General features: G+C 68.0%; 14 protein-coding genes. 11 read left to right on the forward strand and 3 right to left on the reverse strand.

The genetic code is table 11. The annotated features are described in order from the left end of the window. Positions 1 to 150: 150 nt before the first annotated feature. On the reverse strand, positions 151 to 1053 hold the full coding sequence (locus tag PQB87_RS36085) for an HpcH/HpaI aldolase/citrate lyase family protein (RefSeq protein WP_059688248.1): 903 nt from the start codon (positions 1051 to 1053) through the stop codon (positions 151 to 153). Between the two features lie 242 nt (positions 1054 to 1295). Between PQB87_RS36085 and PQB87_RS36090 the strand changes: the two genes are divergently transcribed. The 8 genes from PQB87_RS36090 to PQB87_RS36125 all read left to right on the forward strand — a co-directional run bounded on the left by PQB87_RS36090 (position 1296) and on the right by PQB87_RS36125 (position 10538). Then, the gene (locus PQB87_RS36090) at positions 1296 to 2060 is read left to right on the forward strand and encodes an IclR family transcriptional regulator (RefSeq protein WP_048027293.1); all 765 of its coding nucleotides are present in this window, start codon (positions 1296 to 1298) and stop codon (positions 2058 to 2060) included. An 80-nt stretch (positions 2061 to 2140) separates the two neighbouring features. Then, positions 2141 to 3421: a CaiB/BaiF CoA transferase family protein gene (locus PQB87_RS36095; protein ID WP_489245048.1), complete on the forward strand. Its 1281-nt coding sequence runs from the start codon at positions 2141 to 2143 to the stop codon at positions 3419 to 3421. Between the two features lie 66 nt (positions 3422 to 3487). After that, the gene (locus PQB87_RS36100) at positions 3488 to 4507 is read left to right on the forward strand and encodes a cyclase family protein (protein WP_153490815.1); all 1020 of its coding nucleotides are present in this window, start codon (positions 3488 to 3490) and stop codon (positions 4505 to 4507) included. A 91-nt stretch (positions 4508 to 4598) separates the two neighbouring features. After that, a complete protein-coding gene (locus tag PQB87_RS36105; RefSeq protein WP_489245050.1) occupies positions 4599 to 6065 on the forward strand; it encodes an MFS transporter in 1467 nt (488 codons plus the stop codon). Continuing rightward, entirely contained in the window at positions 6043 to 6627 is a 585-nt protein-coding gene (locus PQB87_RS36110) for a chloramphenicol phosphotransferase CPT family protein (RefSeq protein ID WP_081075942.1), read from the forward strand. The genes PQB87_RS36105 and PQB87_RS36110 overlap by 23 nt, the downstream gene beginning before the upstream one ends. A gap of 584 nt (positions 6628 to 7211) precedes the next feature. Then, positions 7212 to 8804, forward strand: coding sequence for a Re/Si-specific NAD(P)(+) transhydrogenase subunit alpha (locus tag PQB87_RS36115; protein ID WP_233345134.1), 1593 nt, complete (start codon positions 7212 to 7214; stop codon positions 8802 to 8804). 13 nt (positions 8805 to 8817) lie between these two features. After that, on the forward strand, positions 8818 to 10230 hold the full coding sequence (gene pntB / locus PQB87_RS36120) for a Re/Si-specific NAD(P)(+) transhydrogenase subunit beta (protein ID WP_059688243.1): 1413 nt from the start codon (positions 8818 to 8820) through the stop codon (positions 10228 to 10230). Between the two features lie 92 nt (positions 10231 to 10322). Beyond that, on the forward strand, positions 10323 to 10538 hold the full coding sequence (locus PQB87_RS36125) for a hypothetical protein (RefSeq protein ID WP_489245053.1): 216 nt from the start codon (positions 10323 to 10325) through the stop codon (positions 10536 to 10538). A gap of 164 nt (positions 10539 to 10702) precedes the next feature. Here the strand turns inward: PQB87_RS36125 and PQB87_RS36130 are convergent, their stop codons facing one another. Both PQB87_RS36130 and PQB87_RS36135 read right to left on the reverse strand, forming a co-directional pair. Beyond that, positions 10703 to 11326: an ABC transporter ATP-binding protein gene (locus PQB87_RS36130; RefSeq protein ID WP_059688242.1), complete on the reverse strand. Its 624-nt coding sequence runs from the start codon at positions 11324 to 11326 to the stop codon at positions 10703 to 10705. 11 nt (positions 11327 to 11337) lie between these two features. Then, positions 11338 to 12657 carry a DUF6136 family protein gene (locus PQB87_RS36135; protein WP_489245055.1) on the reverse strand — a complete coding sequence of 440 codons (1320 nt, stop codon included), beginning with the start codon at positions 12655 to 12657 and terminating at the stop codon, positions 11338 to 11340. Between the two features lie 298 nt (positions 12658 to 12955). Here PQB87_RS36135 and PQB87_RS36140 point away from each other — a divergent pair, with 298 nt between their 5' ends. From PQB87_RS36140 to nosR, 3 genes are all read left to right on the forward strand, one after another. Then, a complete protein-coding gene (locus PQB87_RS36140) occupies positions 12956 to 13393 on the forward strand; it encodes a tetratricopeptide repeat protein (RefSeq protein WP_059648671.1) in 438 nt (145 codons plus the stop codon). 114 nt (positions 13394 to 13507) lie between these two features. Beyond that, positions 13508 to 13957 (forward strand): GNAT family N-acetyltransferase, encoded by a 450-nt coding sequence (locus tag PQB87_RS36145; RefSeq protein WP_124815084.1) that lies wholly within the window; start codon positions 13508 to 13510, stop codon positions 13955 to 13957. A gap of 137 nt (positions 13958 to 14094) precedes the next feature. Then, the gene (gene nosR / locus PQB87_RS36150) at positions 14095 to 15513 is read left to right on the forward strand and encodes a response regulator c-di-GMP phosphodiesterase, NosR family (RefSeq protein ID WP_489245057.1); all 1419 of its coding nucleotides are present in this window, start codon (positions 14095 to 14097) and stop codon (positions 15511 to 15513) included. The last annotated feature ends 58 nt before the right edge of the window (positions 15514 to 15571 follow it).

Consider the following 15571-nt stretch of genomic DNA (forward strand, 5'->3'; position numbering starts at 1 on the left):
AGTTCGGCGCCGCGCCGGTCGAGCGGTGCGGCGGTGCTGCGGGGCGACGCTATCCGGGCCGGGGGGCGAACGGACGGCATCGTGACGGGGCGCGTGCGCGCACCGCGCGACGTGCGCATGAACGCGCGGCGATGAAGGGCGGCGCCCGCATTACCGGGGCACGCCGTCGGCGCGCGCCTGTACCGCCGCGTGACGTGCGAGCACGCGCTTCGCGCGGGCGACGCCGGGCGCGTCGACCATCCGGCCGTCGACGCGCAGCGCGCCGCGCCCGTTCGCGCGTGCGTCGTCGTAGGCGGCCAGCACCGCGTGCGCGTCGCGCACCGCGGCGTCGTCGGGCCGGAACGCACGGTTGAGCGCGCCGACCTGCAGCGGGTGGATGCAGGTCGCGCCTGCGTAGCCGAGCTCCGCGGACGCGCGCGCGATGCGCTCGAACGCGTCGAGATCGCGCAGTTCGTCGAGGCCGCCGATGAGGCCGAGCGGCAGGATGCCGGCGGCGCGCGCGGCGATGATCAGCAACTGTTTCGGCACGCGCAGCACATCGGCGCTCGCGCCGCTTTCGCAGTTCAGCGCGAAGTCGCCGCCGCCCAGCATCATCGCGACGACGCGCGGCGACGCCTGCGCGATCCGGTCCATGGCCTGGAACGCGCGCGGCGTTTCGACGATCGCGACGATCCGCGTGCGGCCGGGCAGCGCGCCGGCTTCTTCTTCGAGCGCGGCCAGCAGTTCGTCGATCGCCTCGAGGTGCGAGCCGCCGCGCACCTTCGGCAGCACGACGCCGTCCACACCGGCCCGGACGGCCGCGCGCAGGTCGGGCACGAGCTGGTCGAGCGGGCCGTTGGCACGCACCAGCAGGTCGCGGCCCGGCGCGCGCAGCGCCGGCACGGCGTCGGCCAGCCCGTCGCGGGCGGCCGCCTTGCATGCGGGCGGGACGCTGTCCTCGAGATCGAGGATCAGCGCATCGGCGTCGCTCGCGGCGGCCGATGCGACGAAACGGGGGACGTGCGCGGGGACGTACAGCAGCGAGCGCCAGACGGGTTGTGACGATGAATTCATCTGCGGTCTCATAAAATGAAAGTCACTTTCATTTTTGTGGTGGATGGCCGCATTCGTCAAGATTATCGTTAACGCCTAGTATCAAGGAACATTGCAGGATGATGACCGAACGAAGCTGTGCGGATTCATGTTGATGTCATCGACGATCTGCGTATAATGAAAGCGACTTTCATTTTTTGGTGCCGGCCACCGTAACGTGGCACCGACCTGACACGAACAGCCCGGCATCGCACGAGGTGGACATGAACAAGGTGGAGACAAGCAGTCCGGCAGAGGGCGGCGTGGCCGCGGTCAACCGCGCGCTGACCGCGCTGCTGGCATTCGGCAACGCGCCCGGCGGGCTGATGCTCGCGCAGGTGAGCGAGGAGACGGGGCTCAACATGAGCACGCTGTTGCGGATGTTCGAGTCGCTCGAGCAGTTCCGCTTCATCAAGCGCCTGCCGGACGGGCGCTATGTGCTGGGGCCCGCCGTGTTCCAGCTCGGGATGATGTATCGCGAGTCGTTCCAGCTGCGCGAGTACGTGATGCCGATCCTGTCGAGACTGTCGGCGGAAACCGGCGAGACGGCCGCGTTCTACGTGCGTGAAGGCGACCAGCGCGTGTGCCTGTTCCGCATCCAGGCGCAGCGCTCGGTGCGCACGCACCTGCGCGAGGGCGACCGCTTCCCGCTCGACGTCGGCGCGGCCGGGCGCGTGCTGCTTGCGTTCAGCGGCACGCGCGGCGGCGACTACGAGAAGACGGCCGAGCAGGGCTACGCGGTATCGATCGCCGAGCGCGATCCGGAAAGCGCGGCGATCGCGTGCCCGGCATTCGGCGTCGGCCGCGTGCTCAGCGGCGCGATCTCGCTCGGCGTGCCGCGTTACCGCTTCAACAAGAAGGTACTGGCCGACTACCTGCCGCGCGTGCAGGCGGCCGCCGCCGAGCTGACGCATGCGCTCGGCGGCGATCTGCCCGCTGCAGGCGCGGCATTTCGCGCGGCCGACCAGCTCGGCGCGCTGCTCGAGTAGCGTCGCGCGCGGCTGAGCGCGCCTCGAAGTCCGTCTTGCAGTCCGCCTCGCACGACGCATACACCAACCAGGAGACAAGCATGTTCGTTCCCGACCCGCAGGCCGCTCACGCGGCCGGCGCGCACCGTCGCGCGTCCACCGGCCCGATTCATCCGAAACCGTTCGACGCAGGCACGCAGGGGCCGCTCGCGGGCGTGCGCGTCGTCGACCTCTCGCGCCTGATGGCCGGCAACATGCTGAGCGTGCAGCTCGCCGATTTCGGCGCGGACGTCGTGAAGGTCGAGAGCGAGCGCGGCGATACGCTGCGCGCGGTCGGGGCGGGCGGGATCAGCACGAACTGGAAGGTATACGGGCGCAACAAGCGCAGCGTGTGCGTCGACCTGCGCGCGCCCGAGGGCATCGACATCGTTCGCCGGCTGGTGCGCGACGCGGACGTGTTCGTCGAAAGCTTCAAGCCCGGCGTCGCCGAGAAGATGGGGCTCGGCCCGGACGACCTGCTCGCGATCCGTCCCGAGCTGGTGATCGCGCGGATCTCCGGCTGGGGGCAGACCGGGCCGTACCGCCACAAGCCGGGCTTCGGCACGCTCGCGGAAGGATATGCCGGGTTCGCGGCGATCAACGGCTTCGCCGATCGCGAGCCGGTGCTGCCGCCGATGTTCCTCGGCGACATGACGGCCGGGCTGTCCGGCGCGATCGCCGTGCTGGTCGCGCTGCATGCGCGGGACGCGCACGGCGCGGCAGGGCAGGTGATCGACGTGTCGCTGTTCGAGCCGCTGCTGTCGATCCTCGGCCCGGCCGCCGCGAACTACGTGATGACCGGCAAGATCAAGGAACGCACCGGCAGCCGCTCGTCGAACACGGCGCCGCGCAACGCGTATCGGGCCCGCGACGGCAAGTGGCTGTGCCTGTCGAGCTCGACGCAGGCGATGGCCGAGCGGCTGTTCCGCGCGATCGGCCGCGCGGAGCTGATCGATGATCCGCGCTACGCGACCAACGTGCAGCGCGTGCAGCACGCGGAAGCGCTCGATGCGATCGTCGGCGAATTCATCGCCGCGCGCGATCTCGCTGACAATCTCGCGTTCTTCGAAGAAGCGGGCGTGACGGTCGGGCCGATCCAGGATATCGCGCAGATCGTTCAGGATCACTATGTGATCGAGCGCGAGGCGCTCGTCGAGCTGCCGGACGACGACGTCGGCAGCCTGCCGATGCACAACATCACGCCGCGCCTGTCGGCCACGCCCGGCACGTTCCGCCGGCCCGCGCCCACGCTCGGCGAGAACAATCGCGAGATCCTGCTGCCGCTGCTCGGCGAACGCGAATACGAGCGGCTCGCGGGGCTGGGCGTGATCCGCACGCGGTAGGCGCGACGTGCGACGCGGCCGCGAAGGACGGCCGCCGCACCCTGGACATTGGATGGAGGAGACACCATGGAACCACGCTGGACCCATCGGCCGCCCGGCTCGAACTGGGGGGATTTCGGCCCGGACGATCAGAAAGGGCGCCTGAACTGGCTGACCGCCGACGCGGTGCTGCGCGGCGCCGCGGAGGTGCGCGAAGGCCGCGTGTTTTCGCTGAGCCTGCCGCTCGACGTGCCGCGCGGCGGCGGGTTGAACGCGCGGCGCCGGCCGCCGGCGATCATGCCGGCACTGCTCGGCGACAAGCCGTATTTCGGTTATCGGGCGGATGAACAGGTTGCGAACGCAACCGATGTCGTCTGCGACGATTCGTTCTGCATGCACTCGCAGTTCTCGACGCAGTGGGATGCGCTGTCGCACGTCGGCTCGCTGTTCGATCCGGCGGGTGACGGCGAGCGGGCCCGCATGTTCTACAACGGCTACCGGATGGACGAGCACATTCAGGTACCCGAAGCGGGGGCGCCGCGCGGCGGCGCGCGTGCGCTCGGCATCGAGGTGATGGCGCAGACGGGCGTGCAGGGGCGCGGCGTGCTGGTCGACCTGCGGCGCCACTTCGGCGACGAGCGGCGCAAGATCGGCTACGCGGAGTGGATGGCGGTGCTGCGCGCGGACGACGTGATCGTCGAGCGCGGCGACATCGTGTGCGTGCATACGGGCTTCGCCGATCGCCTGCTCGACGCCGACGCGCGCGGCGAACCCGCCGCGCCGGACGTGTGCTGCGTGCTCGACGGCAACGACCCGCGCCTGCTCGAATGGATCGACGCGTCGGGGCTTGCCGCGCTGGCGGCGGACAACCACGCGGTCGAGGAGCGACCGCGCGATGCGCGGGCGCGCGAGCGGCCCGGCGCACTGATGCCGCTGCACGAGCTGTGCCTGTTCAAGCTCGGCATTCACCTCGGCGAGCTATGGCACCTGACGCCGCTTGCCGACTGGCTGCACGCGCACCGGCGCAACCGCTTCCTGCTGACCGCGCCGCCGCTGCACCTGCGCGGGCTCGTCGGGTCGCCGGTCAATCCGGTCGCCACCGTATGAACGCCGGCGCCGCGCGCATGCCGCGCCGGCGCCGGGTTTGCCGCTTCGCCGCTTCGCGCAGGCCGCGCGGGCGGATCATCGAGGAATCGCCATGTCCCATTCCCATGCGGCGTCGATCGCCGCCCGCATCGACCGTCTGCCCGCGACGGCCACCATCTGGACGCTCGTGCTGTTCCTGAGCATCGGCGGGTTTTTCGAGGTCTACGACCTGTTCCAGATGACCTACCTGCCGCCCGGGCTGATCCGCGACGGCATCTTTCACGCGGGCTCGCACGGCGTGCTCGGCATGTCGGACCAGGGCGCGCTCGGCGCGGCGACGTTCGCCGGGCTGTTCGTCGGCGAGATGTTCGTGTCGCGCCTCGCGGACCGCTTCGGGCGGCGCGCGTTGTTCACCGGCGCGCTGCTGCTCTACACGGCGGCGAGCCTGGCGATGTGCGTGCAGACGCATGCGCTCGGCATCCTCGTATGCCGTTTCATCGCGGGCTGCGGCATCGGCGCGGAGCTGATCACGATCGGCGCGTTCCTGACCGAGCTGGTGCCGAAGGCGGTGCGCGGCCGCGCGTTCGCGCTGTGCTTCGCGGTCGGCTATCTCGCGATGCCCGTGCTGGCGCTGGTGTCGTGGTTATGGGTGCCGCACGATCCGCTCGGCATGTCCGGATGGCGCTGGGTCGTGCTGCTCGGCGGCAGCGGCGCGGTTTTCGTCTGGTGGCTGCAGTCGCGGTTGCCGGAGTCGCCGCGCTGGCTCGCCCACACGGGCCGCGAGGCCGAGGCCGAAGCCGTGCTGCAGCGGCTCGAGCAGGCCGTCGAGCGGGAATCCGGCCGGCCGCTGCCCGCAGTCCCGACGCCGGTCGCGGCGGCCACGGCCACTGCCGCACAGCGCGCGCCGTCGATGTGGGATGCGCGGCATCGCGGCCGCACGACGATGCTGATCGCGTTCAATGCCTTCCTGAGCATCGGTTTCTTCGGCTTCAGCCAGTGGCTGCCGACGCTGCTCGCCGCGCAGGGCGCGAGCGTCACGAAGAGCCTCTGGTATGCGTTCGTGATCGCGTTCGCGTATCCGGTGTCGCCGTTCGTCGTCGGCCTGCTCGCCGACCGGGTCGAGCGCAAATGGCTGATCGTCGCGTCGGCGTTCGGCGTCGCGCTGTTCGGCACCGCGTTCGCGATGTCGGCGCAGGCGCCGTTCGTGATCGCGTTCGGCTTGCTCGTCACGCTGTCCAACACGGTGCTCGCGAGCAACGGCACCGCGTACCAGTCGGAAGTGTTTCCGACCGAGATCCGCGGGCGCGCGCTTGGCTTCGTGCATTCGATCGGCCGCCTGACGGGGATCGCGAGCAGTTTCATCGTCGCGCTGCTGCTCGAACGCGCGGGGGTGTCGGTCGTGTTCGTGCTGATCGGCGGCAGCATGCTGATCGTGATGGTGTCGATCGGCGTGTTCGGGCCGCGCACCAACAACCGGGCACTGGACGAGATCGCGGACGGCGCCGGGAACGCGGCGGCGTTGCGCGGGCTCGCCGAAGCGCCGGCCGGGCGTGTCGATGGGCGGCGAAAATTGGGCTAGCATCCTGATTCATCGCGGCAACCGGGCACCTCGCCCATCGACCATCGCCATGAAACCCGTTGCCGTCGTATTGCACGGCCCGACCAGCGCAGGGAAGAGCAGCCTGGCCAGGGCGCTCCAGCAAGATTCGGACGTGCCGACGTTTCACGTCTCGCTCGACGCGTTCGTCGAGATGTCGCGCCGACGTGACATGCGATCGGACGAGGAGCTGAATCAGGCACTGAGACTCCACCAGCTCAACCTGCAGTCGACGCTCGCGCGGATCGCGGCCAGCCATTTCGAGATCGTGCTGGATCTCGTGCTCCGGGATCCGGCCGCGCTCGACGCATGCCTTGCCGCGCTGTCGCCGCGTCAGACCTTCGTCATCGGCGTGACGTGCCCGCTGGACATCCTCGAACAGCGCGAACGCGCGAGGCCGGATCGCGGCGAGGGCATGGCCCGCTCCCAGTTCGGGCATCCGGCATATTCGCGGCCTTACGCGCTGCGCATCGACACGTCGACATGCACGCCGGAAGAAGGCGCGCGCCGCATCCGTGCCCACGTCGACGCGCAGCGCGAGTGATCGTCGTCGCGCTTGATCCTGACAGGCTGCGTTCTCCCTTAAACTCGCCGGGCACCGGATGTCATCGGCCACGCGGATGATGTCGTTCGCGCGCGACAAATTGCATGGTGCGGAGAAACGGGATATTCGCGATGAAACCGATTCCGAAACTTTTGTGCCGATAACCGGTTTTTCGCGTTTTGAACGGATTGAATGCGGATTTCAAGCGAATTCACGCGCTGACAGGCCGTGCGGAGCCGTTCCTGCGGGTAAACGCGACGTTGCCGGCCCGTCGTGTCCAGACAGGGGATTCATGGATTGAATGCGCGCCGATTCAAAATATAAATTTCGGAAAGACTTTGGCACGGGATATGCTTCGCAGTTCTTATCCGAATGGATCATGCGCCGGCTATTCGTCGGAAAAATCAGGCTGGAGCATGAACCGTCCGGATCTGACAAGCCGATTGTTTAGAGGATGAACAGTTTGTGAATTCGGCGCGGCAGTGCGAAGCTGCCCGCGGAACAGCGTCGTACACGGATTGAGTTGGGTGACTTGAAACGCAGGCCGTAACTCCTAGCGACGGCCACTACTGACAGTTCAGGATATGACATTACTGATTGGGGTCCCTCTGGAGACGGCCAACGAGGAACGGCGCGTAGCGACGGTTCCCGACGTGGTCGAAAAGCTGATCAAGCTCGGGTTCTCGGTGGCCGTGCAAAGCGGTGCCGGCACCGGCGCGAACTTCAGCGACGACGACTACCGCACGGCCGGGGCCGAAGTCGTGGCGACGGCCGCCGATCTGTGGGGCCGCAGCGATATCGTCCTCAAGGTGCGCCCGCCGAGCAGCGAGGAAGTCGCGCTGTTGCGTGAAGGCAGCACGCTGGTCGGCTTCGTCTGGCCGGCGCAGAACCCCGAACTGATGCAGCAGCTGGCCGCGAAGCGGGCCACGGTGCTGGCGATCGATTCCCTGCCGCGCACGCTGTCGCGCGCGCAGAAGATGGATGCGCTCACGTCGATGGCCGGCGTGAGCGGCTACCGCGCCGTCATCGAGGCGGCCCATGCGTTCGGCCGTTACTTCAACGGGCAGATCACGGCCGCGGGCAAGGTGCCGCCGGCCAAGGTGTTCGTCGCCGGCGCGGGCGTCGCCGGCCTCGCGGCCATCGGCACGGCCGCCGGCCTCGGCGCGATCGTGCGCGCCAACGACACGCGCGCGGAAGTGGCCGACCAGGTCAAGTCGCTCGGCGGCGAATTCGTCAAGGTCGACTACGAGGAAGAGGGCTCGGGCGGCGGCGGTTACGCGAAGGTGATGAGCGAAGGCTTCCAGCAGGCGCAGCGCGCGATGTACGCGCAGCAGGCCAAGGACGCGGACATCATCATCACCACCGCGCTGATTCCCGGCAAGCCGGCACCGAAGCTCATCACGGCCGAGATGGTGCAGTCGATGAAGCCGGGCAGCGTGATCGTCGACATGGCCGGCGAGCAGGGCGGCAACTGCGAGCTGACGGTGCCGGGCGAGGCGGTGGTCCGCCACGGCGTGACGATCGTCGGCTACACGGATCTCGCGTCGCGCCTGGCGCGACAGTCGTCGACGCTGTACGCGACCAACCTGTTGCGCGTGATCGAGGAGCTATGCAAGGCGAAGGACGGCACGATCAACGTCGACTTCAACGACGACGCGATCCGCGGCCTCACGGTCATCAAGGAAGGCAACGTGACCTGGCCGCCGCCGCCGATCCAGCAGCCGGTCGCGGCACCGAAACCCGCCACGCCGCCGGTCGCGGCAGCCGCGTCCAAGGGGCACGGGCACGGCAGCGGCGCGCCGATGTCGGCGAAGTCGCTCGCCATCACGTTCGCCGTCGGCGCACTGGCGTTCCTGCTGGTCGGCCAGTTCGCGCCGGCCACGTTCCTGTCGCACTTCACGGTGTTCGTGCTGGCCTGCTTCGTCGGCTACATGGTGATCTGGAACGTCACGCCGTCGCTGCATACGCCGCTGATGAGCGTCACCAACGCGATCTCGTCGATCATCGCGATCGGCGCGCTGGTGCAGGTCGCGCCGCCGCTGGGCGAGGCCGCGGCGGAGGGCCGTCCTTCGGGGCTGATCCTCGGCCTGGCGGTGGGTGCGCTGACGCTCACGGCCGTCAACATGTTCGGCGGTTTCGCGGTGACGCGCCGCATGCTGGCGATGTTCCGCAAGTAAGGAGACGACAACAATGACTTCCAACCTGACTACCGTCTCCTATATCGGCGCGGCCATCCTCTTCATCCTCAGCCTCGGCGGGCTGGCGAACCCCGAGACCGCGCGCCGCGGCAACCTGCTCGGCATGATCGGCATGCTGATCGCCGTGCTCGCCACCGTACTCGGCCCGCGCGTGTCGGCCGAAGGCATTCCGTATATCGTGGCTGCACTGGTCGTCGGCGGTGCCGTCGGCCTCGTCGCCGCGAAGAAGGTGCAGATGACGCAGATGCCCGAACTGGTTGCGCTGATGCACAGCCTGGTCGGCCTGGCGGCGTGCCTGGTGGGTTTCGCGAGCTACATCGATACGTCGGTTCAGTTCACGGGTGCCGAACACGCGATCCACGAAGTGGAAATCTACGTCGGCATCCTGATCGGCGCGGTGACCTTCGCGGGCTCGGTCATCGCGTTCGGCAAGCTCTCCGGCAAGATCGGCGGCAAGCCGCTGCTGCTGCCGGCACGGCACTGGCTCAACCTCGCCGCGCTGCTGATCGTGATCTATTACGGTCGTGCGTTCCTGCATGCGGAGACGATCCAGGACGGCATGACGCCGCTCATCGTGATGACGGTGGTGTCGTTGCTGTTCGGCGTGCACATGGTGATGGCGATCGGCGGCGCGGACATGCCCGTCGTGGTGTCGATGCTCAACAGCTACTCGGGCTGGGCGGCGGCGGCCACCGGCTTCATGCTCGGCAACGACCTGCTGATCGTGATCGGCGCGCTGGTGGGCTCGTCGGGTGCGATCCTGTCGTACATCATGTGCCGCGCGATGAACCGCAACTTCATCAGCGTGATCGCGGGCGGCTTCGGCACCGGCAGCGGTGCGCCCGCGGCGGCAGGCGCCGGCGCGCAGCCGGCCGGCGAAGTGGTGGCGGTGAGCGCGCTGGAGACGGCCGAGCTGCTGCGCGATGCCAAGAGCGTGATCATCGTGCCCGGCTACGGGATGGCGGTGGCGCAAGCCCAGCACACGGTGCACGAGCTCACGAAGGTGCTGCGCGAGAAGGGCGTCGACGTGCGTTTCGCGATCCATCCGGTGGCCGGCCGCATGCCGGGGCACATGAACGTGCTGCTCGCCGAGGCGAAGGTGCCTTACGACATCGTGATGGAGATGGACGAGATCAACGGCGATTTCCCGGAAGCCGACGTGTCGATGGTGATCGGCGCGAACGACATCGTGAACCCGGCCGCGCAGGAAGATCCGACCAGCCCGATCGCCGGCATGCCGGTGCTCGAGGTGTGGAAGGCGAAGACGTCGATCGTGATGAAGCGCAGCATGGCTTCAGGTTATGCTGGCGTCGACAATCCGCTGTTCTACAAGGACAACAACCGGATGCTGTTCGGCGACGCCAAGAAGATGCTGGACGAGGTCTTCGGGGCGTTGAAGGCCTGACGGTCGGGGCGCACGGGCGTATGGGCGTATGGGTGCGCGGGTCGAACGGTCAGCGGCCGTGGTGTCGAACGGCGGGTTGATCGGGGCCCGACATGCCCGACACGCGTATCGGAAAGATCACGGAAGTGCGAGACGGAATCGGATGTTTCGCACTTCCGGGAAAAGAGCGCGATCGATCGTCGGTGCGTGGATCGACGAACCACGCGAATGATGCTGTTGGAGCGGGCGGCGGCTCCATCATCGGCATGACGATTGCCGGCACCTGGCCGGCCACCGGAATGGTGCTGGTCGACCGCTGTCCCATGTGAAAGCGCTATCGCGCCTATCCGCACGAATACGCAACAGGCACCAGATCCTTGCCTGCCGTCGATACCGCAGCTTGCCGCGAACGGTACCAGCGCCTCTCCTCGTCGTTCCTCATGTCACGCAGCCGCTCCGGTGCTTCCCCCACGACCGCGCGTGACGATGTTCCCTATCCAGCCGCTCCCAGTTCCGCGAAACTGGTGATCCTTGCGTCGCATGCGCGCGCCAGCGCCAGGTCGTGACTCGAAAAAAAGACGGCACGGTCCGCAGCCAACGTCCTGAACAGGTCGACGAGCACCGCACGCGACGCGGCGTCGAGCCCGTTGCCCGGTTCGTCGGCGATCACGACGGTGGGCGCGCCGAGTGTCGTCGCCGTCAGGAACAGTTTCTTGCGCGTGCCGAGCGACATCTGCTCGAAGCGCTTGTCCATATGCGGGGCGAGCCCGAATCGATCGGCCAGCTCGAGCGTGCGGGTGTCGACGACGGTTTTCTTGGCGGCCGCCACGAGATCGAGAAACGCGCGTCCGGTCTGGAACGGATACGTCAGGCAATCGTCGGGTACATAGGCCAGCGCGGATTTCGCCGCGAGCGGCGCGGTGCGCAGGGAATGGCCGCCGAGCCAGACCTCGCCTTCGTCCGCGTCGATCGTGCCCGCGAGAATGCCGAGCAACGTCGATTTGCCGCTGCCGTTTTCGTCGCACAGCGCCACGCACCCGGCGCCGGATGCGAAGTTGAGCCCTTGGAAGATGACGCGCTTGTCGAAGCGCTTGCCGAGATTGTCGAAGCGGAGCATGGATCGGGTAATCAAACGAAAACTTGCCAGGCCAGCATGACCCAGACTGCGGTCAGCACGATGCCCAACAACACGGATTGTCGGGACGCGTAGCGTTGCGGCAGATAGTGTAATGCGACAAGCGGTGCGCCCGAACACACGAGCGCCGCCGCCATCTGCGATGACAGCACGCCGCGCGTCACCAGCAACAGCGGGGCGACGGCGGCGAACGGCAGCGCCAGCGCGGCAACGGTCAGCCAGTCGGCCCGGCGCTTCGCAAAGGTCGACAGCGGCAACGATTGCATGAAGTGCGACGCATGCAGGTGCGCCGCCTGCAAATCGCGATACGTCGTCGCCGCGATCAGCGCGATGGCGGCCTGCGCGATCAGCGTCAGCGGAATGGCGCGCTGGTCGAACCCCCAGAGCGCAAGCAGGAAGCATGTCGAAGCGGTGACCGCACCCATCATCAGGCAGTGCCCGGCGGTGCTCGCGGCGCGGTCCCGCAGGATGCCGATCTGCAGCCTCGCGATGGGCGGCAGCCCGTTCCGGACACGGACGCGGATCGCATCCGCGATGCGACGCGAGAACGCCCCCGGCATTTCCGAACGGGCGGCCCGCGCAGGGGCCGTATGCGCAATCGTGAAAGCGGCGAGCAACAATGCCATGGTCAGCCACGCGAGACGTAACGCCCCCTCGGCGTGAAAGCCGCCGATCAGGAAGACATTGGCAACGATCAACGCGATTGCATTGCGGATGTTGCGCGACAGCGCGGTCAATTGCCATCCGAGCGTGATCAGGAACAGGTCGAGAACGAACAGGTAGTTGATCGCCTTTTGCGGCAGGAAGGCGAGCGCGATGGCGGCGGCAAGCACGGGCAGCAGCAGCGGCGTACTCGCGACGATCACGACGATCGTGTCGATGGCGCGACGGCGGCCGCTGGAGACGGGCAAGGACGCGAGGAAGGTGACGAACGGCCCCCCGGTGATCGCACGACGCTGCGCCAGCACCCACAGGATGCCCACGGCTTCGAGCAGATGCACCCACGCGAACCGCCATTCGATGCCATGCGACGGTGCCAGCGCCGCGAGTACCGGCGCGCCCAGAATTCGCGTCTGCGAAAAAACCGGCATCGCCGGCAGCAACAGCATGGCCAGCAGGAGCAGCGCCTGCCAATGCCTGCGCAGCAGGCTTGACGTCGCCAGCGCGTACCACCTCAGTCGGCAAGACAACATCGCTTCCAGCTCCCTTTCACCGAGCAAACGAACCCGGCATCGTGCCACGGTGGTCGCCGCGGCACAACCACCGCCGCCTTTGGCGGCCGGGGCGGCACGCACGAGATCACCGTGCCGCATGAGACACCGACGCTGCGAATCGCCGCATCGGCCGCGCAAACGGGTGGGTCATGGTGGCATGGGGCTCCGCCTGCGTGGCATCGGGATTCACGCGCACGACGCCGACGCGAATCGTTCGGCAGGTGCCGGACACGTGCGCGGCAAGTCGAGACACGCGCGTCATACGGCTCGGGTATGCTGGACGAATGCCGGGCGGATGAACGGGCAAGACCGCAACACGGCACGCCACACCACACGCGATCGCATCGCAACCACCGGCCGCACCGGGCCGATTTCAACTCAGGAACAGGGATTCGACATGGCGGAACTGGACAACGAGCTGTATGAGCGCATCGGCGCGCTGAGCGACGCGGGCGATGCGTTGATGGAAGACGGCGACTACGAAGGCGCACTGGAGAAATTCCGGGCAGGATTCGACCTGCTTCCCGAACCGAAGACCAACTGGGAGGCCGGAACGTGGTTGATGGCCGCGATCGGCGACGCGAATTTCCTTCAAGAGGACTACGCGGCCGGGTGCGAGAATCTCAGCCAGGCGATGCACTTCCCCAACGCGATCGGCAACCCGTTCCTGCATCTGCGGCTCGGCCAGTGCCAGTTCGAACTGGGCAATCTCGACCGCGCGGCCGACGAACTGATGCGCGCATACATGGCGGGCGGGCCGGAGCTGTTCGAGGACGAGGATGCCAGGTACTTGCGATTCCTTGCCACGCGTGCGGAAGGCATCGAGACGCCCTGACGCGCGCCGTGCGTGCCGGCCGGCGGCCGGCATCGCGAGCACGCTTTGGCGGCCGCGCCGCGCCGCGATGCGTCGCGATGCCGGGCGTTTTCTCCACGTGTGCACGACTTGCCCATGAACCTGACCTTTCCCCTCGCCACCCGGTCCGATGCCGAAACGCTGGTCGCCATTCGCATCGCCGCGATGCGCGACAGCCTCGAGCGCATCGGCCGCTTCGATCCGCGGCGTGCGCGCGAGCGCTTTCTCGCGTCGTTCGACCCGGCGCTATGCCGCTTCATCGAAGCCGATGGCGTGAACGCGGGTTTCTTCGTGGTTCGGCCGCAGGAAGACCACTGGTTGCTCGACCATCTGTACATCGTGCCCGCGCACCAGGGAAAGGGCATCGGCGCGGCCGTGCTGCAGCGGATCTTTGCCGAGGCGGACGCGCAGCGCGTGCCCGTGCGTGTCGGCGCGCTGCGCGGCAGCGATTCGAACCGTTTTTATGCGCGGCACGGCTTCATGCAGGCCGACGAAGCGGAGTGGGACATCTACTACGTGCGCGAACCGGGTTCGGCGACGGCGTAGCACGCACATGCCCGCGCGTCGTGACGACGCATGCGGGGTGTGATCCGGGTGAGCGCATCAGCGTTTTCCCGGATATCGAATGCGCGGCGCATGCCGATGATGCAGAGAGAACATAACTACATGATCCGAGGCCAATCATGACGACATCTGCAACAAACGGACCGAATGCGGTATCGCCTGAAACGACCGGGGCGGCAGCGACATCCGACGACGCGGATGCCGTGCCGTCGATCCTGCTGGTCGACGACGAGCCGAGCGTGCTGTCGGCGCTCCGGCGCGTGTTCCGGCCCGCCGGCTACGAGATCCTGACCGCGGAAAGCGGCGAGGCTGCCCTCGAGGTGCTGGCGTCGACCGAAGTCGACCTGATCGTGTCCGACATGCGGATGCCCGGCATGAGCGGCGCGGAGTTCCTGGCCCGTGCCCGGACGCTCTACCCGGACACGATGCGCATCCTGCTGACCGGTTATGCGGAGATCGCGTCGGTCATGCAGGCCGTCAACGAAGGCGGCGTCTATCGTTACCTGAACAAGCCGTGGGACGATCACGACCTGCTGCTGACCATCGAACAGGCGCTGGAGCAGCGCCGTTTGCGGCACGAGGCGGCGCGGCTCGCCGCGCTGACGGAAGCGCAGAACGAAGCGCTGCGCCGTTTCAACACGGAACTCGAAACGCAGGTTCGCGCGCGCACCGAGGAACTCGGCCAGACCGTGATGTTCCTCGAAGCCGCGCAGCGCGACCTGAAAAGCAGCTTCACCGCGATGGTCCAGGTGTGCGCGAGCATGATCGAGATGCGCTGCGGGTCGGCCAGCGGTCACGCGATGCGGGTCGGCGAGATCGCGCGACGGCTCGCGCTGGCCTCCGGGATGAGCGAGCTGCATGCGCAGGACGTCTACTTCGCGGGGCTGCTGCATGGCATCGGCAAGCTGTCGCTGCCGGACGAATTGCTGCACAAGCCGCTCACGCGGATGACGGCGGAAGAGCACGGCCTGTTCCAGCAGCATCCGCTGCGCGCGCAGATGGTGCTGACGCCGGTCGCGCAATTGCACAAGGTCGCGTCGATCGTGCTGCACCAGTACGAGCGCTTCAACGGGCGCGGCACGCCGGACGGCCTGGCCGGCGACTCGATCCCGCCCGGCTCGCGGATCGTCGCGATCGCGCGCGATTTCGAGGGGCTGCGCAATGGCGACATCGGTGCGCCGCATTCGGTCGAGCAGGCGCTCGACGCAATGCGTTCGCAGGCCGGCGTGCGTTACGACCCGCGCATCGTCGAAAGCCTGGCCGAACTGATGCGGGACCCGGCGAGCCTCGGCATCGCGGCGTCCGTCGCGGAGATCAAGTCCGCGCAGCTGCGCGAGGGGATGCAGCTCGCCGACGATCTGCGCACGCATCGCGGCGTGCTGCTGATGACCAAGGGCAGCGTGATGTCCGCGCACCAGATCGAGCTCGTGCGCCGCTTCGAGACGCGCGAGGGGACGGCGTTCGACATCCTGGTGCTGGCCGGCCAGGCGGCGAAGCCGGCGCAGGCCGCGCCGAATGCGGGCGCGGCGCCCGCCTGAGCCCGGACGCGCGGCCTGACGGCCGCGGTGCGCACGCGCGCCGCGGCAACGCACTCAC

It is taken from the genome of Burkholderia sp. KL41 (assembly GCF_057005415.2).